14 protein-coding genes, 2 pseudogenes and 1 CRISPR repeat array are annotated in these 26,740 nt (G+C 35.8%); of the genes and pseudogenes, 5 read left to right on the top strand and 11 right to left on the bottom strand.

Features of this window, described 5'->3' with window-relative positions; all coding sequences use genetic code 11:
* Positions 1-523: 523 nt before the first annotated feature.
* Positions 524-3,761: a CRISPR direct-repeat array (repeat unit 32 nt; unit sequence ATTTCAATCCACGCTCTCATGAAGAGAGCGAC).
* 363 nt (positions 3,762-4,124) lie between these two features.
* Positions 4,125-5,318, bottom strand: coding sequence for an ATP-binding protein (locus C7K43_RS11755; protein WP_124007004.1), 1,194 nt, complete (start codon positions 5,316-5,318; stop codon positions 4,125-4,127).
* A 204-nt stretch (positions 5,319-5,522) separates the two neighbouring features.
* On the opposite strand from C7K43_RS11755, the gene C7K43_RS11750 reads away from it, so the two are divergent.
* Both C7K43_RS11750 and C7K43_RS11745 read left to right on the top strand, forming a co-directional pair.
* A complete protein-coding gene (locus C7K43_RS11750) occupies positions 5,523-8,057 on the top strand; it encodes a DEAD/DEAH box helicase (RefSeq protein ID WP_124007003.1) in 2,535 nt (844 codons plus the stop codon).
* Positions 8,057-8,776: an SWIM zinc finger family protein gene (locus C7K43_RS11745; protein WP_124007002.1), complete on the top strand. Its 720-nt coding sequence runs from the start codon at positions 8,057-8,059 to the stop codon at positions 8,774-8,776. The genes C7K43_RS11750 and C7K43_RS11745 overlap by 1 nt, the downstream gene beginning before the upstream one ends.
* A 335-nt stretch (positions 8,777-9,111) precedes the next feature.
* Here C7K43_RS11745 and C7K43_RS11740 read toward each other — a convergent pair.
* The 3 genes and pseudogenes from C7K43_RS11740 to C7K43_RS11730 form a co-directional block, all read right to left on the bottom strand.
* Positions 9,112-10,826 (bottom strand): annotated as a pseudogene (locus C7K43_RS11740) (FAD-dependent oxidoreductase).
* A gap of 350 nt (positions 10,827-11,176) precedes the next feature.
* Positions 11,177-11,779, bottom strand: a complete 603-nt coding sequence (locus C7K43_RS11735; protein ID WP_124007001.1) for a VanZ family protein — start codon at positions 11,777-11,779, stop codon at positions 11,177-11,179.
* 717 nt (positions 11,780-12,496) lie between these two features.
* Positions 12,497-13,726 carry an MFS transporter gene (locus C7K43_RS11730; RefSeq protein WP_124007000.1) on the bottom strand — a complete coding sequence of 410 codons (1,230 nt, stop codon included), beginning with the start codon at positions 13,724-13,726 and terminating at the stop codon, positions 12,497-12,499.
* A 480-nt stretch (positions 13,727-14,206) separates the two neighbouring features.
* Between C7K43_RS11730 and C7K43_RS13285 the strand changes: the two genes are divergently transcribed.
* The 3 genes and pseudogenes from C7K43_RS13285 (at position 14,207) to C7K43_RS13695 (ending at position 17,043) form a co-directional block, all read left to right on the top strand.
* The gene (locus C7K43_RS13285; protein WP_268827783.1) at positions 14,207-14,308 is read left to right on the top strand and encodes a putative holin-like toxin; all 102 of its coding nucleotides are present in this window, start codon (positions 14,207-14,209) and stop codon (positions 14,306-14,308) included.
* A gap of 596 nt (positions 14,309-14,904) precedes the next feature.
* Entirely contained in the window at positions 14,905-15,171 is a 267-nt protein-coding gene (locus C7K43_RS11720) for a hypothetical protein (protein WP_124006999.1), read from the top strand.
* Positions 15,172-15,676: 505 nt separating this feature from the next.
* Positions 15,677-17,043 (top strand): annotated as a pseudogene (locus tag C7K43_RS13695) (IS4 family transposase).
* 315 nt (positions 17,044-17,358) lie between these two features.
* On the opposite strand, the gene C7K43_RS11710 reads toward C7K43_RS13695, so the two are convergent.
* The 7 genes from C7K43_RS11710 to C7K43_RS11680 all read right to left on the bottom strand — a co-directional run bounded on the left by C7K43_RS11710 (position 17,359) and on the right by C7K43_RS11680 (position 26,723).
* A complete protein-coding gene (locus C7K43_RS11710) occupies positions 17,359-19,740 on the bottom strand; it encodes a glycoside hydrolase family 31 protein (RefSeq protein WP_168712005.1) in 2,382 nt (793 codons plus the stop codon).
* 176 nt (positions 19,741-19,916) lie between these two features.
* A complete protein-coding gene (locus tag C7K43_RS11705) occupies positions 19,917-20,336 on the bottom strand; it encodes a PTS sugar transporter subunit IIA (RefSeq protein WP_124006997.1) in 420 nt (139 codons plus the stop codon).
* A 35-nt stretch (positions 20,337-20,371) separates the two neighbouring features.
* The gene (locus tag C7K43_RS11700) at positions 20,372-21,214 is read right to left on the bottom strand and encodes a PTS system mannose/fructose/sorbose family transporter subunit IID (protein WP_124007294.1); all 843 of its coding nucleotides are present in this window, start codon (positions 21,212-21,214) and stop codon (positions 20,372-20,374) included.
* Positions 21,207-21,998, bottom strand: coding sequence for a PTS mannose/fructose/sorbose/N-acetylgalactosamine transporter subunit IIC (locus tag C7K43_RS11695; RefSeq protein ID WP_124006996.1), 792 nt, complete (start codon positions 21,996-21,998; stop codon positions 21,207-21,209). Before C7K43_RS11695 ends, C7K43_RS11700 begins: the two co-directional genes overlap by 8 nt.
* Before the next feature lie 60 nt (positions 21,999-22,058).
* Positions 22,059-22,532, bottom strand: coding sequence for a PTS sugar transporter subunit IIB (locus C7K43_RS11690; protein WP_124006995.1), 474 nt, complete (start codon positions 22,530-22,532; stop codon positions 22,059-22,061).
* A gap of 14 nt (positions 22,533-22,546) precedes the next feature.
* Entirely contained in the window at positions 22,547-24,613 is a 2,067-nt protein-coding gene (locus tag C7K43_RS11685) for a glycoside hydrolase family 31 protein (protein WP_124006994.1), read from the bottom strand.
* A gap of 31 nt (positions 24,614-24,644) precedes the next feature.
* Positions 24,645-26,723: a glycoside hydrolase family 31 protein gene (locus tag C7K43_RS11680; protein ID WP_124006993.1), complete on the bottom strand. Its 2,079-nt coding sequence runs from the start codon at positions 26,721-26,723 to the stop codon at positions 24,645-24,647.
* Positions 26,724-26,740: the final 17 nt, after the last annotated feature.

The raw sequence follows: 26,740 nt of genomic DNA, 5'->3' as shown, positions 1-26,740 counted from the left end.
AAGATGGATAATAGATCAGGAATTCCTTCTACGAGAATCCAATCATGGATAAAGGAATCGAAAAACTTTATCCGAAAATAGGAAAAATAGCGGTTAAACGCTCTTAAATAGCTGATAACGAATAAAAGTTTGGCATTCCCTTATCCGAAAATAAAAAGATGGATAATAGATCAGGAATTCTTTCTACGAGAATCCAATCATGGATAAAGGAATCGGAAAACTTTATCCGAAAAAACAGGAACATAAACCTCACCCTACTAAACAGAGAACCAATTGGCGTTTTACTGTCTGTCTTTATTCTATGATTTTGAATTATCTGGTAATGTTATAATATAAAAAGGTTCTTCCCACCAGACTCTGATAGAATCCATAGGAAACTACCTTTGTCGTTAGCGCTCATCAATCTGGTTACAAAAAGTACGGTTTTTTTATTCATTAGTTAGGGAACCTCAATAAATTTTACATTTACTTTTATGAAAAGAGTGACCATATTGGACCTACTGTCACTAGGATTATCTAGTTTATTTCAATCCACGCTCTTATGAAGAGAGCGACTTAAAGAACAAATCCAACAACGTGTAAATGATATTATTTCAATCCACGCTCTCATGAAGAGAGCGACTCGAATCAAGCAAAAAATAAGGCACAGAAAATGTTATTTCAATCCACGCTCTCATGAAGAGAGCGACAGTAATAATTCCCATTATTCCTGTGCCTACCATAATTTCAATCCACGCTCTCATGAAGAGAGCGACATTGACCCAAGAGAAAACTATTTAAACATACGATTTATTTCAATCCACGCTCTCATGAAGAGAGCGACTCAAACGGCAAGGTATGGCGTTAGGACGCTTGGATATTTCAATCCACGCTCTCATGAAGAGAGCGACAACACGAGCTTGGCTCCAGTTTTATGAGGATGCTAAATTTCAATCCACGCTCTCATGAAGAGAGCGACCCCCTTACCGTGACTCCTATTTCAAGAGTTTTTTAATTTCAATCCACGCTCTCATGAAGAGAGCGACATCTACCATTAGTTTATGTGGTTTATACATCCGATATTTCAATCCACGCTCTCATGAAGAGAGCGACTCGAATCAAGCAAAAAATAAGGCACAGAAAATGTTATTTCAATCCACGCTCTCATGAAGAGAGCGACAGTAATAATTCCCATTATTCCTGTGCCTACCATAATTTCAATCCACGCTCTCATGAAGAGAGCGACATTGACCCAAGAGAAAACTATTTAAACATACGATTTATTTCAATCCACGCTCTCATGAAGAGAGCGACTATAAGGTTTTATTTCTTGCAAGCGAACATTTTCATTTCAATCCACGCTCTCATGAAGAGAGCGACCTCCCAATCTTGCCAGGTTCGTAAAGGGATAGCATTTCAATCCACGCTCTCATGAAGAGAGCGACACCTATTGTGGGGCGACTAGTCATTGTAAAGAGTATTTCAATCCACGCTCTCATGAAGAGAGCGACAACAATATATAGGAGATGTTTAAATATGGCAAAAATTTCAATCCACGCTCTCATGAAGAGAGCGACGAAGAATATAAAATTAATCTACAATAGTTATAAAATTTCAATCCACGCTCTCATGAAGAGAGTGACATTTGGTCTTAGGGGCAAACGGCAATGGCGTGCAAATTTCAATCCACGCTCTCATGAAGAGAGCGACAGTTTAAAGACGTTTGGGCGTCATCTGACTGGCTTATTTCAATCCACGCTCTCATGAAGAGAGCGACTGGTCTTCACCGAAGCCATTGTTTATGTTTTCTATTTCAATCCACGCTCTCATGAAGAGAGCGACATCGGATATAAAATTGTGCTTCCTTTTCCGAATCATTTCAATCCACGCTCTCATGAAGAGAGCGACCGCTTTTGATTTATGAGATTCAATTAATTCGACAATTTCAATCCACGCTCTCATGAAGAGAGCGACCGTCCACCGCTCTTTATCACAAAAAGAGTAGTAAAATTTCAATCCACGCTCTCATGAAGAGAGCGACTTGGCCTTTTACGGGATTTTTCGGCTCGACATCTTATTTCAATCCACGCTCTCATGAAGAGAGCGACCTCCAACAGTGTAAATGACTTAAGCGACAACACGATTTCAATCCACGCTCTCATGAAGAGAGCGACAAAATTAGGCAGAAAAAGTTCGTCATCTATTAGTATTTCAATCCACGCTCTCATGAAGAGAGCGACTTGGCCTTTTACGGGATTTTTCGGCTCGACATCTTATTTCAATCCACGCTCTCATGAAGAGAGCGACTTGGCCTTTTACGGGATTTTTCGGCTCGACATCTTATTTCAATCCACGCTCTCATGAAGAGAGCGACTTGGTAGTTTAGGTTTGTATTATTTTTATATAACAATTTCAATCCACGCTCTCATGAAGAGAGCGACGTTTGTTTGAGTGTAGCATGGGCTAACTTATAAATTATTTCAATCCACGCTCTCATGAAGAGAGCGACTATATCTGAAAGAGCTTGTTTTCTTCCCTGCATAAATTTCAATCCACGCTCTCATGAAGAGAGCGACCAAATGACAGGTTCGCCAAAAGAGTCGTTAAATAATTTCAATCCACGCTCTCATGAAGAGAGCGACAAGATTCGGGCGACCCGAAAGTACGAACAGCTCTTATTTCAATCCACGCTCTCATGAAGAGAGCGACCGTCCACCGCTCTTTATCACAAAAAGAGTAGTAAAATTTCAATCCACGCTCTCATGAAGAGAGCGACACAAAGGAGAGAAACACTCATGGCAGATAACAAAGATTTCAATCCACGCTCTCATGAAGAGAGCGACATGGAAATATACTAAAAGCTTTAGAAAAAAGTGCTATTTCAATCCACGCTCTCATGAAGAGAGTGACGCCAGCGTTTTGGTCGGCTTGTTTTACGTCAAAGCGATTTCAATCCACGCTCTCATGAAGAGAGCGACGCGCTATAGAATTTTTCCAATTGCTATTATTAAAATTTCAATCCACGCTCTCATGAAGAGAGCGACTTCGGACCTTTTCTATTGGTATTATAAATAACCAACATTTCAATCCACGCTCTCATGAAGAGAGCGACGTAAATAAACCGAATAGGGTGCTTACTACTTCCTTATTTCAATCCACGCTCTCATGAAGAGAGCGACTTTTCTCCGGCATCAATTCGAGCTTTTAACGTATCATTTCAATCCACGCTCTCATGAAGAGAGCGACACGCATGGCTTGCTGCTCACTGTTAGCGATAATGGATTTCAATCCACGCTCTCATGAAGAGAGCGACGATAACCTCGTAACGCAGTATAAATTTCGCTACCAATTTCAATCCACGCTCTCATGAAGAGAGCGACAAGTCATTATGGTTTTAGCAATAAAGGACTTTTTAATTTCAATCCACGCTCTCATGAAGAGAGCGACATTAATTTGTGTACGAACAAATTCTTCAATAAAGATTTCAATCCACGCTCTCATGAAGAGAGCGACGCACGGCGGATATTTTAAATTCAACATGGGCATATCTATTTCAATCCACGCTCTCATGAAGAGAGCGACATAACCTCGTAACGCAGTATAAATTTCGCTACCAATTTCAATCCACGCTCTCATGAAGAGAGCGACCTTTTTCAAAACGTCAGAAGGCCAATTTGTTTTATTTCAATCCACGCTCTCATGAAGAGAGCGACGAAAGTTTCCACTGCCATCATTCGCAAATTGAAACCGATTTCAATCCACGCTCTCATGAAGAGAGCGACGCGGAAAATACGCGGCTTTGTACTACTTTCATTTTAGAAAATCACCTAATAAATCGGAAAAAGCGAGTAATTTTTCATAAAATAGTACCAATTTTGCGCGAACCAACTTAGTATTTTATGTGTGACCTCGGTTCGCGCCAAATTACATATTATAATAACAAATCATTTCCTTCAGAGACATAATTATTATTATTTCCTATTTATCTAATTCTATTCTGCCAGTTTTTTCCTAATAAATAAAGCATAAAATCGAAATAACCAAACCAAACTTTCTTCAATTTTTCCGTCATTGCAAATACTTACCACGGTCCGCCCATACTGAACGCAAGATAAAAGTTTCTTTACTTTCAATTTGCCTTGGTATCACTCTTCTAATAACCAATCCACAATATAAATAATTGGTATACCTTCTACTTGTTCTACCTCATAATATCTACCTGTGATGATTATTTTTTTGTAATTATCTTTGATTTTTAAAAGGTTATCAGTTTCATGCGTATTATTTGGCAATTCGTATGCCACTTGGACATAAAGTGTTTCATCCAATTTTCTGGCGATAAAATCAATTTCTTTACTATCAAGCCTCCCCACGTCTACTGTATAACCTCTGCGTAGTAGCTCTATATAAACAATATTTTCTAAACGATTACTGTAGTTGCCATCTTTTCTTCCAACTGCATTTCTACGCAATCCACTATCTACGATAAAATATTTTCCGTTTGTTTTAAGATATTCACGTCCTCGAATATCATACTGTTTTACACGATAGAATAAATAGCCATTTTCAAGCAAGTCCAAATAACGATTAACGGTATGAATGGTCGTTTCTATTCCTTCATTTTTTAGAGTGTTCACAATTTTAGAGGCATTCACTAATTGACCTACGTTATCTGCTAAAAAACGAATCATTGATTTCAAAACCACCACATCTTTGACGCCCGCTCTCAATGCGACATCATTTAATACAATGGTATCAAAAATGCCTGACAAGATCGTATCTTTAATCGACTCCTCTGCAATAACCACACTAGGAAATCCGCCATATTTTTCATACTCGTTATATGCGCTATCTACTTTACGAGAGTTCGGTTCAATTCCTTTCACGTTTAAAAATTCAGCAAAAGAAAATGGATAAATAGGAATTTCAATATAACGACCGCTTAAAAGCGTAGCAAGCTCACCTGAAAGCATGCTTGCATTTGAACCCGTGATTACGATATTACTATTAAAGCTCACTCGGATCCCATTAACAACGCGTTGCCAACCATCAACAGCTTGAATTTCATCCAATAATAGATAGATTCTTTGTCCATCTTTTGGTATAAGTTCACTTAGTTGTTGTCGAAACTTTTCTTCAGTTGTTATTGTCTGATATTCAAAACTTTCAAAATTCATATAAATGATATGATCTTCCGCAATATTTTCTTTTTTTAAATATTCTTTATATAGCATTAATAAAACAGACTTGCCAGAACGTCGTACGCCCGTGATAACTTTTATGAAATCAGAATCTTGAAGTTGTATAAGTTGGTTAAGATAAACAGGTCTTTGGAACATGTTCTCTCTCCTTTGAAGTTAGGCTCTATTTCTTCTATATTATAGCAAATTTGAAGTTAACTTCAAATTTATGCATAAATAATGAATTTTTGTAGTTTTGTTAAATAGAAATGGCAATACCTTTAATGTTTTTAAAGTTCATCTTTCTAGCAAAATATGATAAGGTTTAAAGTGAAAAATTACCATTAAAAAGAGGGAACTTCGATGGCGCAAGCAATTTTTTTAGAAAAAGGATTCTACATTGAACAACCAACAACAGAATTTGAATATAACTTACAAAAACAACCTTATCAAACGCTTTATGAACAAGGATTTGCAAATAAAAGAAACGACACTTCTCCTTCAATTGATTATTTGTTACAAGTCGCTCAAGGGTTTGTCACTGAATTAAAAAATAACGGAGAAATTGAAGTAACAAAAGAATTTGAACCTCCTTCAGAGTATTTCTATCAAACGTTGGCGGAGCAAGTTCCTTTTGTCATTGGCTATGAATTTGTTACTGTGTCTTGGCTACAAGCGATCCATCAAAGGTTAGCTGCAATTTTCACAGAAGAAATTCAACATTTCTCAGGAAGTGTAGCGGAATACATCCAATCAAAAAATGCAGATTTAATTACCGCCGGCAGAGTTTATTTTCATCTGATTGAACGAAAAGAGGCAGTCGAGCCTTTTGCCTTTTTGGCTACCTATGCGACCTCTCGTCACGGAAAGGTCAAGCACACGCCATTAAAAAATGCGCTGGTTGAATTTGATGATACCTCCGAAATTTTTTCCTTACTCTCTGCAGTAGAAAGAGTCGCTAGAGAGTCAGATTTCATCGCGCAACTCATGGACACCGGAGAATTGTTTTCTCCTCTAAGTTTTAACGAACAAGAAGCTTATCAATTTTTAAAAGAAACGCCTCTTTACGAAGAAAATGGCGTTATTTGTCGCATTCCGGACTTTTGGAAGAAAAAACAAAAGCCGTCTGTTAAAGTAACGATCGGCGACAAAAAGCCCAGCAAAGTTGGTATGGAAGCATTGCTTTCTAGCCAGCCCGAAATGTATTTAGGCGAAGAACGCTATTCAAAGGCTGAAATTGAAGCACTACTCCAACAAGACGAAGGTTTAGCCTTTTTAAAAGGGAAATGGGTGGAAGTTAATCACGAAAAACTGCAAAATTTACTCGACACTTTTGAAAAACAGGCAGATAGTCAGTGGTCTCTTTTTGAAGCCTTGCGGTATCAAGAAACATCCGCTAAGCCAGACAGCGAAGAATGGGTTGAAACTACCCATGGCACCTGGTTATCGCAATTTTTCACTCAAATGACAACGCCGCAAAAAATCGAACAAGAAAAACCATCTAACACATTTCAAGCCGACCTACGTCCTTATCAACAGATAGGATTTAACTGGTTACGATTTATGCAAGGACAATCATTAGGCGCTTTGTTGGCAGATGACATGGGCTTAGGCAAAACTATTCAAATCCTAGCGCTATTGGATTTTTTGCGGAAAAAGAACGCTCGTACACTTTTAGTTATCCCAGCTTCCTTGATCGAAAACTGGAAAAAAGAAACCGAGCGATTTGCCCCCAATTTAAGCGTTAAAATTTTGCATGGGAAATATATCGACTTGCAAAACTCTTCAGCCGATTTATTCATTACAACTTATGGTATGGTCGCTAAAATTGAAGCCTTACAAGAAGAAACTTTCGACCTATTAATTTTAGATGAAGCCCAAGCGATTAAAAATCCAGCAACCAAACAAACGAAAAGCGTTAAATCCCTAAATGCTCACGCCAAAATCGCCATGACAGGCACACCCATCGAAAATAGTCTAGCGGATCTTTGGAGTGTATTTGACTTTTTAAATCGTGGCCTTTTGGGAAGCAAAAAAGAATTTAAGCAACAGACCAAAAAGGGCGTCGACTATGGTAAATTACGACAATTGATTTCTCCCTTTATTTTGCGCCGCTTAAAAACGGATGCGCAAATTATTACAGATTTACCCGCAAAGAACGAACAAAAAGAATACACCGGACTTTCTAAAAAGCAAGTGGCCTTGTATAAAGAAGTGCAACGTAAAATGGCTGAATCGCTGGAAGAAAGTGAAGGTATTCAGCGCAAGGGGCTCGTGTTAACAGCCATTTCTAAATTCAAACAAATTTGTAACCACCCCGATCAATATTTGGGCAACCAAGAATTCAAACCGCAACTGAGTGGGAAATTTGAAACTTTACGAGACATCTGCGAAACCATCCGTGATAGACACGAACAGGTCCTGATTTTTACTCAGTTTAAAGAAATGTGCGATCCATTAGATGATTTCTTGGCTGAGGTTTTTGGACAAAAAGGTGCTGTCTTGCATGGCAGTGTACCTCCAAAGAAACGTGCCGAACGGGTTAACGAATTCAATGACCCAAATACCTATACACCTTACATGGTGCTCTCGATTAAAGCAGGAGGCGTAGGACTCAACTTAACTCGAGCCAATCACGTCATTCATTTTGACCGTTGGTGGAACCCAGCTGTTGAAGACCAAGCAACCGATCGAGCTTTTCGCATTGGCCAAGAAAAAAATGTATTTATTTATAAATTTGTCACTAGTGGAACGGTCGAAGAAAAAATTGATGAAATGCTTGCAGAAAAAACACAACTTTCCCAAGATATCATTACAGAAACAAGTGGTGAAAGTTGGTTAACGGAAATGAGTAATGACGAATTAAAAGATCTCTTTACTTTGGAGGTGGAAAAATAATGGCAAGAAGAAGGTCAGGATTTCCCGAATACGCAAGCGTCGCCGAGAAGAAACAAAAAGCCCGCCGCCAGTTAGAAAAGTATCAAGCCACTCATCCTGGCGCAAAACCTGTCACAATTCAAGGAACAAAAATTGCTAGTTCCTTTTGGGGAAAAGCTTGGTGCAAGCATTTAAAATATTACGCCGATTATGATAATCGAATTCCTCGCGGACGTGCTTATCTCAAAAATGGCTTTGTTTTTGATTTGTTTATTCAAAAAGGCGCCATTCACGGCGTAGTCTATGGCAGCGGGGACAAACTATATGACGTGAGTATTCATATGGATCCCATAGAAGATCAACGTTTAATCGAGCAAATCGGTGGTCATATAGAAAATCTGGAAGAATTGGCACAGGGAAAATTTCCCAAATCCCTAGAAAAAGAATTTTTAACCGAAGAAAACGGCTTATTTCCTCGCATCAATGAGATCCAATTAAACTGTACTTGCCCCGATAGTGCTAAGATGTGTAAACATATTTCCGCTATTCTTTATGCTGTTGGAGCTAGATTAGATGCCGAACCCCTTTTGCTTTTTGAATTAAGAGACATCGATACCTCGGCTTTAATTAAAAAATCAGTCGAGGAAAAAATGAACTCCCTTTTAGAAAATGCCAATTCAACAAAATCCAACCGTGTGATTGATGATGACTCAGTCCTCGATGAATTTGATTTAGAATAATGCTCTTTCTAGTAGAACGGTGTGTACTTTTTCTGATAGAACTTGTTCCATTGGATAGGTTAAAAATTCGATTGATGTGTATACTTTTGGACTACTGGAAAGATTAAACCCCTTGTTGCTAAGTCAAACTTGAGATTATCAGTTAAACCGTCTAAGTCATATCGTACAGTTAAATGGTAACCGGGATGGATAAATTTTTTCTTTTTGATACATCTATACCATCTCCATTGTAACTATCACACTACATTTTTTTATCGTATAACAGTTATAACTAGAAAAAGCTTAATCAATTATCCCATTGATTAAGCTAATTCAAAAGTATCTATGTCATTTTTTTATTCCAATCCCAAAAGTACGTTATTGGCGGCTACAAATCCAGATGAAATACTCCATGTATTCATCATACTTGGCATTGAATCGTGACCATTAGCACCACCAACAACTTCTCCTGCGCCCCAAACATTAGGGATTTCTTCGCCGTCTTTAGCTAGTAATTTCAGGTTCGAACCAGCCACGAATCCCCCAAGTGTTGTAGCAAAACGGTCTCTTTGTTCGACGACATAAAGCTCATCACTTTCATAACTGTGCAAGAATTGCGGATCTCTGCCGAATTCTTCATCTTTTCCTTGAGTAACATATTTTTCGTAATTATTTAATGTTTCTTGTAAAGTTTGAGCATCAATACCTGCTTTTTGTGCAACCTCTTTTAAATTTCCATGAACAAAAACAGGGGTTTTTTGCCCATCATTTGCAAAATACTGTTGGATTTCTTCTTTTGTAAAGTCATGCAATACTAACAGGTTATAAAACTCTTCCCATGTTCGTTTATCCATCACTAAAAAGGCAACTTTATCTGTTTGTTTTAACACTGCATTTCTCAATGTTGCATAGACATCTGATTCATCAACGATACGAGTACCTTCTCGGTTAACATAAATAGCGCCCATATCAGTGGCTTTTTTAGAGGCATAAGTGGTTAGCTTCGCTATGCCTGGTTCAACTTCCACGCCATGCGGATATACTTTGTACCAACCAATATTTTTAGTCTGAAGGTCTAATGGTGCCAAAAACTTATACGCGTCACCCGTTGATGTTTGAGGACCATAATAGTCTAACCCTTGGCTCTCTTTACCTCGCATCTCTAAATTAGCGCCATAACCACCAGAGCTCAATATAATAGCATCTGCACGTACAGTCAGTTTTCGTTTACGACCCTCGGCTACGACTCCTATAACTTTACCATTGCCATCTTGAAGAATGTGTTCTACTCGAGCATCTAGAAAAATCTGACCGCCTTTTTGGTAAAAGTTTCAGAAACTTTCTTAACCAACTCGTAACTACTGGAAGAAGGCAATTCAATTTGGCGATCAATCGAATGTTCTGGTGTTTGTGTTTGTGCTTTGCCATAATTTAGTCCTGCAAAATCACTGATAAAATCAATCGCTACCCCAATGTTTTCCGTCATGAGTTTGGTTAAAGTTTCATCATTGGTTTGTAAACTTTCATTCCTAACATCTGCTGCCAAATGCTTGGGAGAATCTTTTTTGGCTGTTTCACCAAAAATTTTTTCGGCTGTTTTCGAACCTGTAGCCGTTACATTGGAGCCATTTAAAATCGTTGCGCCACCCAAATAGCCATTTTTTTCTAACAGAACAACTTTTTTACCAGCCGTTAATAACTTAGCAGCAGCTACTAAACCGGCCTCACCGCCACCAATGACAACAACGTCTGCTTGGAGTTCTTCTTCATATCGTTCTTGCGCTTTAGCTTTATCAGGTAATTGTACGCCTTCTTTTTTCAATGCTTGATCCGCCGACTCTAAGATGGCTTCGCTCATGACTGTTGCCCCGCTAATAGCATCAATTTCAAAGCTCTGATTTTCTAAAACATCTTTTCTTAATTTATCAGCGACTTGGTCGAAAATCCCTGAAGTTTCTGAATGTCGTTTAATTTCTAAATCAGTCACTTGATTGTTATCAACACTCACTTCGAAAGCAATCGGACCATTATGTCCCATTGCTTGTGCGTTAATTTTTCGTTTATTATCCATCTGTTCCCACTCCTTCATTGAGTACAAAATTTTTCTCACAATATCAAGATTGTTGGTCCTATCACAACTGACGTAACACAGCTCACCTGCAACTAAGAATCTAGTTGCTATGTCCCCCATTAAAGCTGTTATTAGAGGTGATCAGCAAGCCTTGTTACATTTTTAACAATATCCATAATTAAATGTAAACCGCCTTTTATTTTCTGTCCAATAGGATTAATTCATTAATCGATAGAAAAACTTTATATATCAAAAAAGCGGTAAAACTTTTAGGAATTGTTTTACCGCTTTTTTCACTTAATATTCTTTTTACGCCATGCAATTCGTTTCTACTAACGCCCCTTAAACGATCAGCTAGTTCTTTTTTGTACTACATTTTTATCCATATATGTTCTCAATACCAAACAAATACTATAGCCAACCAAGCAGCCTAGAAAGTTCAATAAAATATCACTTACAGAAAAGGTCCCAATGTAAAAAACGTATTGTATAGTTTCGATGCCTGTAATTGTTAATAACGAAATCAAGCCAAACTCAAGCCAGTTTGCTCTCAACCCGTAAAGCCCACCTAATGGAATAAAATATACCAAATTTAGCAATGCTTCTATCAAAGTTCCTCTGTCCCAAACAAGAAAATCAAATAAATCGCCATTAAAAGTATGATATTCGGGAGCTTTTGTAAACAATACGACAAAAAGTAAAAACAAGTAGACGCTATAAAATAAGTAAAGATAAATAATAGAAAAATGTCGAAACTCAATTTGTAAATATAAGAGCCAGCAGCTTAGTACTACAAATAGAATTAAAGTTTCTTTTGTATACCCAAAACGGTTCATTACATTTGCAAACCGGTCATACTGTAATAGCGTCGGATAGGCAAGATATTGAATCACGCCTATGCCCAAGACTGTTGAAATAATTAGCGCAAGAATACAACGTATACTGCGAGCCATAGAGTTCCTCCTCATTTTTTTGCTAAGAAGTATTGTAAGCAAAGCTTGAAAAAATTACGAGTTTCGTGCTTAAAGTTTAGGAAATTTTACTATAAAAGTTCTTCAGAAGTAAGACTACAGTCCATAAAAAAGTTTTAAATGCTACACCTTTCCAGCAAAGTATTAACGACAAAAAATTGGTTCATCAAAATTGATGAATCGTATACGAAAAATTTGAAAGTTTCAACTACAAATCAATTAAATGCTGGGCATCATTAAACGAAGAAACAACATTTTTTCATTTAACTTCTTCAATCACATAGATCATCTCATGCTCTTGCGTAAGTTTAGGAGGTAACACTACTTCGTTTTCCAAACGTAAAACAAAAGTGTTGACAAAAACACTCTCTCAAGCCTCATGTGACAGGTAAATCAACCAGTAAAAGTTTATACAACCATACAATAATATGAGCTTATACAGTTTCTAATTATTTTTCTTTATCCATCTTTGAGTGATTTTATCCTTTTAATCAAATTTTCGCCTTTTTTGGGTAGTACTTTATTATTTCTTTGTCCCTCATTTCTTTTACATGTGCGGAAACCAAGTAGTCATGATTAAGCAGAACTCCAGTTTATTTTTCATGCTTTAACTTACCAAAAAAGAAACAGAGTAACTACTCTGTTATAAGAGATAGCTACTCTGTTATCTATGTTTTTAATGCATTGCTATGATTCGTTTTAATTCACTTGAACGATTTCTGTTGCTTTATAGTTTTTCTTACGTAAAGCTGGAATGCTCATCATCGCTACAAAGCTTATAACATACAAACTGGCGACAAACAGCAGAACTTGAGCTACACCGGCGTTATCTAAAATAAAACCTATAACTACAGATGAAAACCCTCCAACTGCACGACCTACATTCAAAATGGTGTTATTAGCAATCGTGCGAATACGATGGGGATATAGACGAGTACAAATGGCGCCATAACCTGAAAACATACCATTTACAAAGAAGCCCATAATGGCTCCTCCAACCAACAATGTGACCATTGAATACACATAAGTAAAGCAATAAACAGACAACATGGAACAAACTAAGAAAATCCCGAAAGCTAAACGTGGACCGAAGTAATCCAGTATATTTCCAAATACCAGCATGCCAACACACATGCCCAAAATCGTAGAGACCATCCATATATTAGAATCTGCTTCGATACCTAATGATTGCTGCATCATGGTCGGCAGCCAGTTCATCAATCCGAAATAGCCAGCAATTTGAACGGTTGTCATGATCATTAAAGCAAGTGTTTGGTGCGTAAGTTTTTTGTTAGCAAATAGTTCCTTGATACTTGCTTTTCCTTTTCTTTCATCGATAAGAATACTTGCATCACGATCTGTAATACTTTTTTCATCAATCGCAAAATGCATCCATACAACGAATATTATAGGTAGTAAACCAAAGAGAAACAGCCCTTTCCAGCCGAAAAAAGGCGCAATTAAACTAGCAAGAAGTGCTGAGCCGATAGATCCCAGCTGTCCCATAATGCCGTTTAAAGAACTCACCCGGCCTAATTTATTCCTTGGGACAATACCACCCATGATCGAGATGGCTACACCGTACTGCCCGCCGACTCCGATTCCAGCAATAAAGCGCATCAGATATAGATAACCGCTGCTTTCAGTAAAGAAAATCATTCCAGTGGCTACTGAAAAGACAAGAATCGTCAATTTAAAGACTTTAAATTTATTATAGCGGTCAGCTAGTACACCAAACACAAGTCCACCTGTCAGCATTCCTAGATTGGTGATTGTCGAAATCCAACCACCTTCTACCCCAGTTAATCCTAAAGATGAAATAATAGAACCCAGAGTAAATGATAGGAACATGACATTCAGGTCATCTAGACCAGATGCAAAAATGGAAGCAAAAAGTGCTTTTTTGTCGTTCGAGCTTAGTTTATTCATTTATTTTCTCCTTAATGTGTGCTCTCGTCACACTTTATTAATTTGTTCATATGTTGTTTATAAGGTGTTAAAAACCTAGTGGCATGGCTCACGTATTTGGCTTTCTCCGGTAATTTTAGTTTTTTAGCCATTGTGATTAATATCGTTTATCGTCCCCCCTTATTGCTCACAAAAAAGACCACCAAGCTTTGTGCCTGCTGATCGTAAAAAAGAATATATGTATAAGAAGACTCCCCCAAAATTTCCACAATTATTTCTAGATGAAAGTCAACTCCAGATGATTACATTCTTTTATGTATCACAGTACACAATTAAAGAATCTTAGATTGTTATAAGTCTAGAGAATTTTTAGAGGTTTGTCAAGCGTTTATTTTTTGATTAGTTTATGAAAGATGGTTTCAATACAAATGTACTTATATTATTAATAAAACCCTATCGCTAAACATTAGGAACCATTTTTATAGTAAGGCGAGGAGCCTTTTGTCCATTGCGGAAGCTCTAGGGCTAATGATTGCGTTCGGTTCTTTAATCGCTACGGTAATCTTTGGTATTCTAGATGCCGTGAAAAAGACAAAAAAATAACCGTCAAACTTTGGCGAGTTACGGTTATTTTTTATAAATAATTAAACCATGCCACCGTCTTAACCGGTACTGTTACTAGAGGGATTGTTAATGCGGTCCCTCTCTTTGTTTGTATTATAGCATGTCTTCTAAAAAAATTTCAATTTTTTATTAGGTTGTCTATTTTCCTTGGACGATTTCCTTAAGAAGACAAAATAAAAAAATTTTTCATTTTACTCGGTAAAAAAATCAAGAACAATGCTTTTACGGACATATCCAATGCGTCTCATCTAAGACTGGGACATAAGTACAAACAAGGTCAAATATCCGAACTATATTTGGTGGGTTTCACTGGTTATAATGAATTTTCGACAAGGAACCACTAGAGCGCAGAAGCAATACTTTGTGCGACAAGTAGCCGCAGGAGTGAACCCTCTATAGTTCGTATATCTATTATCAAGGAGACTTATATCGCAACTCTTTTTCCTTGAATCAGCCAAAGAAAGACTTTGCTATAGCAATTTTCAATGAAATGATACACTATATTATACAATAATCATTTACTATCGTTCGAAAAACATTCGCAAAAATTTCTTAATGAACAAGGAGACCTATTCATGGATAATGATTTAAAAGTAAAAATTGATGCGACAAGTGATCCGGAAAAATTAAAACAGTATTTAAGCCCTTTAGATAATGATACCTTTTGTCAAATCGTTACCAACTGTGCTGATCAACAGGAAATGGACAATTTTGTCCCTAACCATAAATTTCCTGCTTATACCATTGCCCTACACTGCCTTGATCAACACACTATGAGTCAAAAGCAACGGAAAACCATACAAAATATTTTCTTAGGTGTTAAAGCACAGGAAAACCAATAGCTTATTTTACCAAGTTACCGCCTATATCGAATTTACTGAAAAGAAGCTCCGGAAATCATTTTTTTCTTTTTAGGGGGGTATTTTTCAATTGCAAATTCAGAAAAAAAGTACCTTTAGTGTCCACTTCAAATGCTTCAAAGGGCCTTTTTTCTCCCACCAATTTATTCGAAAAGTCCATTATTTATAAGACATTTCAGTTCAAATTCTTTTGATAGGTTGCAAAACTTACAATTACCAATAATTTAACAACTTGTATAATAAGAAGTATTTTTTCAATCTTAATGTTGTTTATTAGTTTCATACCTAAAATACGTATCAAAGTGTATAAAATATACTTAAATTTATTCTATATTATAGCTACACTTACTAACTAAAACTTGAAAGGACCAAAATAGCGTTGATCCCTTGATAAATCAGACAAATTTAACAAAAAAATAGCATGAACGATCTCAAACTTGGTATAATAGAGTTAACCAAAAACCACTAACCAAGGAGTGTTCATGCTATGTCAATTATAACACAAACAAACTCAACTTCGGAAGAATTTTCGCATTCCATATCGAACTTTTTCCATCGTTTCCATCTTTCTGATGCGCTGAAAAAATCCAACGCAAAGCACAAGAAAGGGCATCCAGTTTCTGTTATTTTTTCTTTTTTACTGGCTTCGATTTTTACCCATGGCTCGACCTATCGCTCTTATCGAAAACAAAAAGAAGAACTCCCCTTTTCCGATAAAACGTTTCGAAATTTGTTAAATGATCCACGGATCCACTGGCAAAAACTTCAGATTTTGATTGCAAAAGCGGTCTTGGCTTTTTTACGTCCGCTAACAAGTCAAGATCGGAAAACGACCTTTATCATCGATGATTCCATGTACACACGCTTAAATGCTCAAAAAGTCGAATGTGCAGCACTCCAATATGATCACGCCCAAAAGAAATATTTGAAAGGCTTTCGCTATTTACAGTTAGGCTGGAGTGACGGCAATAGCTTTATCCCTGTCGCTTTTTCGCTGCTTTCAGGAAAGCGAAAAATCCAATCAAATAACCCCTTGGGGACCAACGGACAAACGCGGGAAAACGCCGCGCACAGGCTTTCCGCAAAGGAACAGAAGTAACGGTAGAACTCTTACGTGAGGCGCTGAAACAAGGCGTCCAAGCCGACTATGTCTTATTTGATACCTGGTTTTCGAGTCCTAAAATGTTTCAAGAGATTCGCACCTTGCAATGCCACTGCGTCGCCATGATCAAACGTTCAAAGAAGGTGCATTATCGTTATCAAGGACAAATGATGGATGTCAAACAAATCTTTCAAGCCAATAAAAAGCGTCGCGGCCGCTCACGTTATCTCCTAAGCGTCCAAGTGGAAGCCCTGGTTGACAACGAGAGATTGCCGATAAAATTAGTCTATATTCGAAATCGCAATAAGCGCAATGAGTATCTCGTTTTGGCTTCCACAGATCCAGCCTTAACCGAAGACGAAATCATTCAGCTTTATTCCCGACGCTGGAATATTGAAATTTACTTTAAAATGTGTAAACAATACCTAAAATTAGCGAAATACCAAGGCCTTTCCTATGATGGCATTTTCGCTCATACCACGCTCGTTGCAGTTGCCTATATGATTTTAGCCGTTCAAGAACGTGAGAGTAAAGACGACCGCACGTTGGGGGAGTTGTTTTATCTTCTACTCGATGAGCTTTCCGAGTTTTCCGTGGCCGAAGCAATCTTGCAGTTATTGGATTTATTTCAAGAAGCTTTCGCCAACGAATATGTCTTAGATGAGACGGTTTTAAATAACATTATCGAGCAGTTTCTTGCCAAGCTTCCCTCTTCGGTCCAAAATCAACTCAAAGGGACGGGGACAAGTTAATTTTCCTTTAGAAAATGCCTGCATAGCAAGGGATAAGACTGTAAAAAGAGGTTTCAAGTTTTAGTTACTAACAAAAACCTTAACTGAAAAGAACCTTTTTTAAACAATTTCCTTACTAAATAGTTGAAATTACTTAAATCAACTTTATAAATAATCGGACACCTTGAAAGCTCTCAGAATAAAGTTGTTAAAACTCATTCAAAGAAACGTTTCAAAGTGTCTATAATTGATTACATTAAGGAAATTTAAATTTTATATTCAAGAGAATTTACTTACATAAAGAAAAAGCGCAGAGGAAGTTTACTAATTTCTTATTTATGCCAAAATTATCTCCATAATAGCATTTAACACATCAGTATCCGCAGAAAAACTATTAATTTCCGCTAAAATTTGAGACTTACCTTTACCAGAATTGCAAATTGCATATAAAGCCTCTTTATCCAGATTATAAGTTTGTGCATTTTTCAAGAAAGTTAGGATTTTGCCCAACTTAAACTCTGCTTGATCGGGCACTTCATAATCATTTAGTTGAACCACAATCTGTTCGTTTACTAATGTTTTAGGAACATCAATAATTGTACAATTTAAACTGCTAACATAGTTACCGCTCACTTCATAGACATCACTATTACTTTTTACAGTAGCATTTTTTACTTTAACACCATATAGTTTCACTTTCCATGAACGTTGTTCAGGAATAGCATCGAGATTGCCTTCTGCCGCATGAATAATAATTTGATCTTTTTCTTGATTAAATGCTATTTTTGTTTGAGAACTTTCCTCTGTTTTTTCTTTCCCAACAAAATCTTCACGTAATAAAAATTCACCAGAATTTCCATACCCAATCAATAAACTTAGATCTTCTGGATTATCGATAGAATCTGTAAAGATGTCCGTATCTGTTAAAGGTATAATCGAACCTTCTTTTAAAAACAGCCCCATTTTATCAATTGTTCGATAGATATCCATCATTCTATTTCCAACATATTTTAATCCAGTTTGTAAATCATACCAGTTTCCCTCCGGCAGCCATGCTTTAAAATGACTATTTAATGTTTCGCTGTTCGTTTTTTCAGTTAATGGGCAAACAATTAACTCTGTTCCAAAATAATATTGGTTCGGCACATTGTAACTATTATTATCGTAAGGATGTTTATAGTACATTGGTTGAATCAAAGGCAAATTATCTTCACTTGAAAGAACGTTCATCGTATAAAGATAAGGAATTAATTTATGCCTCAATCTTAAATATTTTCTCATCAATTCATCGTAAGGAGAATTGTAGTTCCAAGGTTCTTTCATTAAAAATGGTGAATCTGCACTATGCAGCCGATTGATTGGAGAAAATACGCCAAACTGTACCCACCGTAGCATCAATTCATCGTTCCTTATTCCATGGCGATGGCCACCTATATCATGGCTCCACCAACCATAACCGATATTAGAAGCTGTTGCTGTAAAGTAAGGTTGAAAATCTAATGTTTCCCAGCTAATGACTGTATCTCCTGAAAAACCAATTGGATATCGATGACTTCCTGGTCCAAAATATCTTGAAAACGTTAGCCCCAAGTGATTATTTTTTTGATTATCGCCATAATGATAATGATTTAATATCCATAATGGATCATTATTTTCATCCAATTGATGAGGGCTTTGCTGCCAATCCATCCACCAAAAGTCGACTCCTATTTTTTCATTAGGATGATAGATATATTTAAACATCGCTTCAAGAAAATTCTCTGAATAAGGATCAAAATCAATATACTCTTCATTTTCCCAATCAATATTTAATTCTTCGGCCATCTCTTTGTACATATCTTCAAAGGGCCTTACTCCTGCAGCAGGATGAATGTTTAATGTAGTAGCGTATCCTTTGTCTTTTAGTTTCCTTAAAAATCTTTCTGGTTTAGGAAATAGTTCTTTATTCCAGGTATATCCAGTCCACTTACTTCCATATTTTTCAGGAATATCGACTAAATGCCAGTCCATATCAATGACGGCAACAGAAAAAGGAATCTTTTCATTTTCAAATTGATTCATAAGATCTAAATACGATTCTTCAGAATAAGGATAATACCGGCTCCACCAGTTTCCTAACGCATATCTTGGTAATTTGGGTTGATGTCCTGTTAATTCATAATAATCATTTAAAGCTTCTAAATAATTTCTCTTATAGGCAAAGACATACAAATCTTCTTGATTCGACTGTCTTTCTTGAAACCAGCCATCGTCTAAAAATACCGGTGAATCCGAGTCATCGATCACACTGATACCATATTTAGACATGAGTCCTGGTTCTAATTCCGTACTTCCATTAATAAAATCTAACGTACGTTTCGTACCCTTTAAATTATCTAGTTTGTCTCCATAATGCCAAATTCCTTTGTATGGATGGAAGACTTCTCCGTTTAATTCAACGCTTAAGCCATAGGGAGAGAATTCTCTCTTATTATATTTAACGATTAAATCTTTTGTCACGATCTTTAGGGAGTGTTCTGAATCATAAACTTTATAATCCGGTGTTTGGAAATTTCTATTTAACACCATTTTTGTTTGTGCATCTTCAAATTGATTACTTTCTGAATACTCAATCCGAACCAATTTTGAAGTTAATATAGTAAAACGGTACTTATCTCCTTGCACAATAGCATCAGAATTTGCAACAGGATCATATTGATCATACTTAATTTTATACATCATTATTCTCCTTTTATAAAAAATTATTACATTTTTTAACTAACCGATTTTCAAACAACAACTTTTTAAAAGTATTTCTTAAATAGTCTAATTATACTATTTAAAAAATAAATTCCAATAAACATAGAAATAACAAACTGTTCTCTATGTTTATTGGCTATTATAGTCTAAATTATTTATTCATCTTCCTCATCAATTTCTTGATTACTTAAACTATCATTGACATATACTATTTGTTCTTTTGCTTCTTCTATCGCCTGACGAATGGTATCAGCTGTTATTTCTTTTCCATCCATGTTTAATACCAAAGTCAATAAGATAGGAAGGTTCACTCCAGAAATCAATTCAATATTATATTCAGATATTTTATTCGCAAATTCCTGGTTAACTGAACCTCCAAGTAAATCTGTAAATACAAATATTTGTTCTGTTTTTTCAAATTGTTTTAGAACTTTTTCAACTTCCAATTTAAAAGGAACGTTATCGAGATACGCACTAGTATCGATAATTTCTACGGTATTTGGAGCTAAATATTCTAATGTATCTTTTAGTCCACTTGCTAATTTACGGTGTGATGCTATTATAATCTTTTGCACTAAATTCCCTCCATATTTTTTAAGTTATTTTAGTATTACGATTCTACCCCCAATATTCCAAAATACGAACCGACTAATGAAAGAATAATTATTGCAAAAATAATTTTTAAGAATCCCCATTTTCTCTTTTCCATTAGATAGTAGACTACACCAGTTAAAATTACTGGTAATAAGGCCGGGAGGATTTGATCAAAGACCTCTTCTTGTAGACCAAGTGTTACTTCACCAAATGTAAATTCTAAAGGTGTATGAACTTCTACAACAGTAGCAATTAAGCTACCCACTACTGTAAGCCCCATTACAGAAGCTCCTTCAGTAATTGCTGTTAAACGATCTGACAGATCCGTGATTAGACGTGCACCAGATTTATAACCAAGATCAAATAATTTTAACCGGAACCAAATTAATAATAGATTTAAAACTATCCAAGCAATAGCACCAAGAGGATTACCATCCAACGCCATATAGCCACTGATCGAACCCATAATTGTTGGATAGAGCACCCACAATAATGAATCTCCAATACCAGATAATGGTCCCATTAACGAAGTTTTAATAGATCTTACAGCTTCTAAAGATTCTGTGCCTTGTTGTTCTTGCATCGCAACGTCAGTACCAATAACTAAGGGAGCCATATACGGAGTAATATTGAAATATTCATATTCAACATTCATTGCTTCAACATAGTCATCATCATTTGGATACACTTTACGTAGCGTATTAGCAAGTGCCCAAGCATAGCCAGTCCCTTGAAGCGTTCCGTAGTTAATATTATTGCTTCCAATAACTGTCCATCTCCAAGCAGCACGGCGAAGTTCTTTCTTTGATAATTTATTTACCTGAGAACTATTAGTTTGGCTTTTGTGTTCATTATTCATCAAAATCATCTCCTTCACTATACTCTGCGCTTCCACTAGCTGAAACTGCTACTTTTTGACTTATTAACCTGTTATAAGTATAAATAGCTAAAGCAAAACCTATAATTGAAATCGCTAAAATATCTAATTCTAAATACGCTGCCATCACAAAACCGATTAATAGAGACCAAATATAACGTTTCGTTGGCATATAGCGCATTAGCATAGCAACCCCTACCACTGGTAACATTCCTCCTGCAATATTCAAGCCATCTGTTACCCAATCTGGTATCCAGTCAATAATTGTCTCAACTGTAGCTGGACCAAATACAACTAAAATAACCATAGGAACGAATGCTTGTAAAGCAACAAACAGAACACTAATAAGGTTAACTAATTGCATTTTTTTGAACTCTCTTTGTTCTAAATATTTTTTGGACCTAGCTGTAACAAATGAATTTAAAGTCCGAGTTAAAACGTCTAAGTTAATTGCTAAAATCCCCACTGGTAAACCTACTGCAATCGACGTACCAGTACCTACTCCTGTACGTGCGTTTAAATAAATCGCAACGACGGTTGCCAATGCATAATCTGGTACAGATGAACCTCCTAAAGCAGCAACACCTAAGCTCATTAATTGGAACGTACCAGCTATTACCATCGCTGACTGAAAATCTCCCATAATTAAACCAGCAAAGAGACCAACAGTTACTGGCCAATGGTTCATAACAGTAATCCCACGGTTATCAATCAAAGCATACATCGGTAGTAATATGATCAGAATGTTCTGTAATAAATCTGGCATAAAAATTCTCCTCTTTGTCATCCCTAAATAAGCCATAATAATTATTCAGGGCCATCTTATTTATAAAAATTTAGACAACTGTTCCTCTTTATTTGAAGGAACAAATTGGTATGAAACTGGTATCCCCATATTAGAAAGCTCTTCTAACTGCTTCATTTCTTTATCTGAAGCTGCAAAATTCTTGGCATATTTTGTACGTCCTTCTTTATCTAACATAATTCCAATATTTACTTTCGGTATCTCAACACCATTTTTTACTAAAGTTAATAAAGTTTCTACATTATCTACAACTAATAATACGTTATGACTAACATATTTACCTGCATTAAAATTTGTGATAGCAGTCTCTGTATTAATTAAAGACATTCCTGTTCCTGCTGGTTTACTTAAACGCATTGTAGCTTTTCGTGGTTCATCTTTTGCTACTTCATCATTTACTACCATGATTCTTTTGGCTTTTACTGAACTAGCCCATTGTGTAACTACGATTCCATGGACTAATCTTTGATCAATTCTTGCAATAGCTACTCCCATATCAATCTTCTCCTTTATTTTTCCTTAAATATATTTTCGATATTTTTCTCTAATACTGAACCTTCTTTACAAAATACTGGCAATGTGTCTAGCGATACTATTATTTCGTAATTTCTTCCTCCTTCGTAACTGATGCCTGAAAATACTTCAGTCCAGTTACATCCTTTAGGTAGATATACTTCAGTTTTGGTAGTCTTTTCTTCAACAATTGGAACAATCAATAAATCGCTCCCAAACATATAATTTGTAGTTTCATTCCAGGTTTCTGAATCATAAGGAAATTCAAAAAATAAACTTCTTATGATTGGATAACCAACTTTGGCGCTTTCGTCGTACAGGGTTTCAATATATTTTGCCAATTTTTCTCTAATGCATATAAACTTGGTTAGTATTTCTTCCACTTCTTTTCCAAACGACCAAATTTCGTTTGGTCCACCACTCGTTCTTAATCCACCACCATTTTCCCCGATTCTAATAGTATGTGGTTGCCTATCTCCGTGCATCCGTAAAATAGGACTAAATACTGCAAATTGAAACCATCTAATCATTAATTCTCTAAAATTTTCTGTGGAACTATCTCCACTATGGAATCCAGCAATATCACTTGTCCACCAAGGTATGCCTGATAATCCCATACTAATACCAATTTGAATTTGCCTTTTTAAAGAGTTAAATGAACTTTCAATATCTCCTGACCAAGCAAGTGCACCATATTTTTGTGAATTAAACCATGCTGATCTAATCAGTACTGGGAATGTTTGATCATAAACATTTAAATTATTATTTTTAACCGCTTTAATATAATGATAAGGATATTTGTTTCCGTATTTTTCTAAACTACCATCATAAACTAAATATTCTTTGTGATTATAATTTGTCATCTCCGGTTCTGCTTGATCAGCCCAAAACAAATCAACTCCCAATTCACGGTAGTTATGATTTAACAATTTTTGTAAGTGTTTGGCCGTTAAGGGGTTTGAAAAATCCAATATTTCTTTTCCCTCAAACATGTTATCTTTTTTGTAAGCAGATCTAATTAACATTTGATTATTTTTATAATAATCATAGTATTTACTTTCGGAGGTCACTGTTGGCCACAATGAAACCATTAGTTTAATATTATTAGCTTTTAAAACATTAGCCCATTGGTTAATGCCATTCCAATATTTTAAGTCAAATTCAAAATCTCCGTCTGCTGTCCAATGAAAATAGTCAATAACTAGTACAGATAAATTTATCTTTCTTTTTTTATAACCGTTATATATTTCTTTTATCTCATTAAGCGTTTGATATCTTAACTTACTCTGCCACAAACCTAACAAATCTTTATCTAATTTAGGAGGTTTTCCCGTCATAGTAGTAAAATTAGTAAGTAATTGTTTAGGATTATCTCCAACAGTTACAACATAATCAATGCACTGAGTATTATTACTTTTCCAAATTATTTGATTACGACTAAATGTAACTTCACCAATTGAAGAATTATTCCAAATAAACCCATAATTTTTATTTGAAATATAGAATGGTATTGAAGTTTGCGAATTCCGATGCATTAATTCATAAGTGCCGAAATTTTTATTTAAATTTCCTTCTTGATAGCCGCCTAGACCAAACATCTTTTCTGAAGTGTCTCCTTCAAATCTTAGAATAGCTTCATAAGAGTTATCAGATTTAAAGTTAAATTCTCTTGGCGAAATATTTAAAGACGACGTTGGCAAATCCTTAATAGGTATATGGTCATCAATACCTGTGGTTCTTCTTACATTGCTTTGTCTTCTAGATATTTCTTCTAAGATTTTATGGTTTTTATTGTAGAATACTAATTTTTCTCCATCGTAAACTATCTTTAATTTATAATTTATCATCTCAACTAACTCTTCTTTTTTATTAATTGAAACTTTAACATCATTATTTTTTTCTAACTCTTCTATCCCATACTTATTACTTAACGAAAAGTTATGGTCTGGAGCACTAATCACTCTAACGGAATTTTCGCCCCATTCTTTTATTATTAAGAATTGGTCTCTATCTTTAACAATGATAGAGTTTGAGGTGATTTCTATTTCTTTTTGAAAATACATCTAAGATTCCCTCCAGAAATCATCGTATTCATTAGTTAAAATTATTTTTTGCATACGCCAGTAGTTCTTTAAATTGTCCACTTGCCGATTTCCTAATAAAAATCGGAATTTGTTCTAATGAAGCTTCAATGTCATAGCTTGATCCACCTTCAAATTCTTGACCTGAATATAAGTGTATCCAATTTTCATTATCTGGAAGATATACTTTTCTACTTCTATCTTCATAATTCATGATCGGCGCAACTAATATGTCAGACCCTAATAGATAAGTATTATCAACTTCCCAGGAATTTTCGTCTTCAGGAAATTCATAAAATAACGTTCTCATCACTGGATACCCATATTTATGAGCTTCTTCCATAATTTTAGATAAGTAATCTTTCAAGCATTCACGGATTTCAACATACTTCGTTAAAATATTTTCTACTTCATCACCATAGGACCAAATTTCATTGGGCTCACCTGTTGGCATAGACCCGCCACCCGAATCTGAAAGCGGCTCGCTATGTGGTAAACGGTCCCCATGCATCCTTAACACAGGTGAAAAGGTGCTATATTGAAACCATCTAACCATTAATTCTTGAAATTCGGGATCTTTTGGATTCCCACCATGGAAGCCACCTATATCAGTAGTCCACCACGGAATACCTGCCATTCCCATATTTAAGCCTGTATTTACTTGATTATTAAAAGCTTCAAAACTTGAATCAATATCTCCAGACCAGGCTAAAGCGCCATATTTTTGTGCTCCTGCCCAGGACCCACGAACTAATGTGACAACAGCATCATTGGTATCTTTATTTCCCTCATAAACCATTTTCAAATATTCATTTGGATACAAGTTTCCAACTTCTAAAGCTGTTCCTGCATAATATCTATAATTATCAAAGTCATAAACTGCATAGCCAGGTTCTGCAACATCTACCCAATAATAATCAATGCCAATATCTTTATAATTTTTTTTGATTAAGCTCCAAACATAATCTCTAGCTTCTGGATTTGTCGTATCTAAGTAGACCGTGTTTCCTTGGATTTGCATTGTTAATCGAATACCACGATTAACTTTAACTAAATAACCGCCTTGCAAATAGTCTTCGTAATTATAAGCATCCGATTGAACTGTTGGCCAAATTGAAATAACAGGCTCCACGCCATAGTCTTTCTTTAGTGTTCTAATTAAACTTTCTGGATCTGGCCAGAAATCTTTATCAAAACGATATTCCCCTTGTTTTGGCCAATGGAAGTAATCGATGGCAATCGTTGATAATTGAATGCCTCTCTTATGGTACCCTTCCACAACTTCCAGTACTTCTTCTGGAGTCCTATACCTTAGTTTGCTTTGCCATAACCCTAATAAATTCTCAGGCATTTCCGGAGATCTCCCAGTTACACTTGTATATTGTTCAGTTATTTCTTTTGGCGTTTCTCCTGCAGTAATCCAATAATCAATGTAATCTGTTCCAAACATCTCCCATTCAGTAAGGTTTTTAGCAAAAGTGACTTTACCAATACCTGGGTTATTCCATAAAAATCCATAGTTTTTACTTGAAACATAAAAAGGAATAGACATCTGTGAATTTCTTTGCGCTAACTCAAGCATCGTATTTTTTAAATCTAGATATGGATGTTGGTATTGACCCATACCATAAATTTTTTCTTTTTTATTTGACTCAAAACGAACTTTAGTATGAAAATTTGGTCCATCGTTATTTGCCCTATATTCCCGCGATTTTAATTTTAAAGTCGAGTTAAAATCTTTTGTGATTTCAACTGTGCCAACATCTTCACTGCCATCATCATGTTTCACTGCTCTTAGTCGAATAAATTCTTCTAACAATATTTCATCTTTGTCATTATAAAAAGTAAGCCGATCTCTGTGATCAAGAGTAGCTTTTATCTTTCCATTAACAATAGTAGCCTTTTCATCATTAAAGAAAGTCTTTACTTTAGAAACATCATACTGAGCCTCTTCAGTAAGTGCATTTTTACGTTCGGTCTTTTTTTGGTCTAAAAAGGACCGCACTCGTAAAGAATTAGCTCCCCAAGGTTCAATTATCAACAGTTCATTGTCGTATCGCTTTTCAATATAGTTATCTTCAACTTTAATCATTACAGCCTCCTAGTACT

Source organism: Tetragenococcus koreensis (genome assembly GCF_003795145.1).
GTDB classification, from domain to species: Bacteria; Bacillota; Bacilli; order Lactobacillales; family Enterococcaceae; genus Tetragenococcus; species Tetragenococcus koreensis.
Note: the sequence above shows the minus strand (reverse complement) of the source record. Positions and strands in the feature narration are given on the sequence as shown.

Excerpts from the sequence above, each read along its gene's own strand:
- C7K43_RS11755 (WP_124007004.1), bottom strand. The coding sequence starts at position 5,318 with ATGTTCCAAAGACCTGTTTATCTTAACCAACTTATACAACTTCAAGAT.
- C7K43_RS11750 (WP_124007003.1), top strand. The coding sequence starts at position 5,523 with ATGGCGCAAGCAATTTTTTTAGAAAAAGGATTCTACATTGAACAACCA.
- C7K43_RS11745 (WP_124007002.1), top strand. The coding sequence starts at position 8,057 with ATGGCAAGAAGAAGGTCAGGATTTCCCGAATACGCAAGCGTCGCCGAG.
- C7K43_RS11735 (WP_124007001.1), bottom strand. The coding sequence starts at position 11,779 with ATGGCTCGCAGTATACGTTGTATTCTTGCGCTAATTATTTCAACAGTC.
- C7K43_RS11730 (WP_124007000.1), bottom strand. The coding sequence starts at position 13,726 with ATGAATAAACTAAGCTCGAACGACAAAAAAGCACTTTTTGCTTCCATT.
- C7K43_RS11720 (WP_124006999.1), top strand. The coding sequence starts at position 14,905 with ATGGATAATGATTTAAAAGTAAAAATTGATGCGACAAGTGATCCGGAA.
- C7K43_RS11710 (WP_168712005.1), bottom strand. The coding sequence starts at position 19,740 with ATGTATAAAATTAAGTATGATCAATATGATCCTGTTGCAAATTCTGAT.
- C7K43_RS11700 (WP_124007294.1), bottom strand. The coding sequence starts at position 21,214 with ATGAATAATGAACACAAAAGCCAAACTAATAGTTCTCAGGTAAATAAA.
- C7K43_RS11695 (WP_124006996.1), bottom strand. The coding sequence starts at position 21,998 with ATGCCAGATTTATTACAGAACATTCTGATCATATTACTACCGATGTAT.
- C7K43_RS11690 (WP_124006995.1), bottom strand. The coding sequence starts at position 22,532 with ATGGGAGTAGCTATTGCAAGAATTGATCAAAGATTAGTCCATGGAATC.
- C7K43_RS11685 (WP_124006994.1), bottom strand. The coding sequence starts at position 24,613 with ATGTATTTTCAAAAAGAAATAGAAATCACCTCAAACTCTATCATTGTT.
- C7K43_RS11680 (WP_124006993.1), bottom strand. The coding sequence starts at position 26,723 with ATGATTAAAGTTGAAGATAACTATATTGAAAAGCGATACGACAATGAA.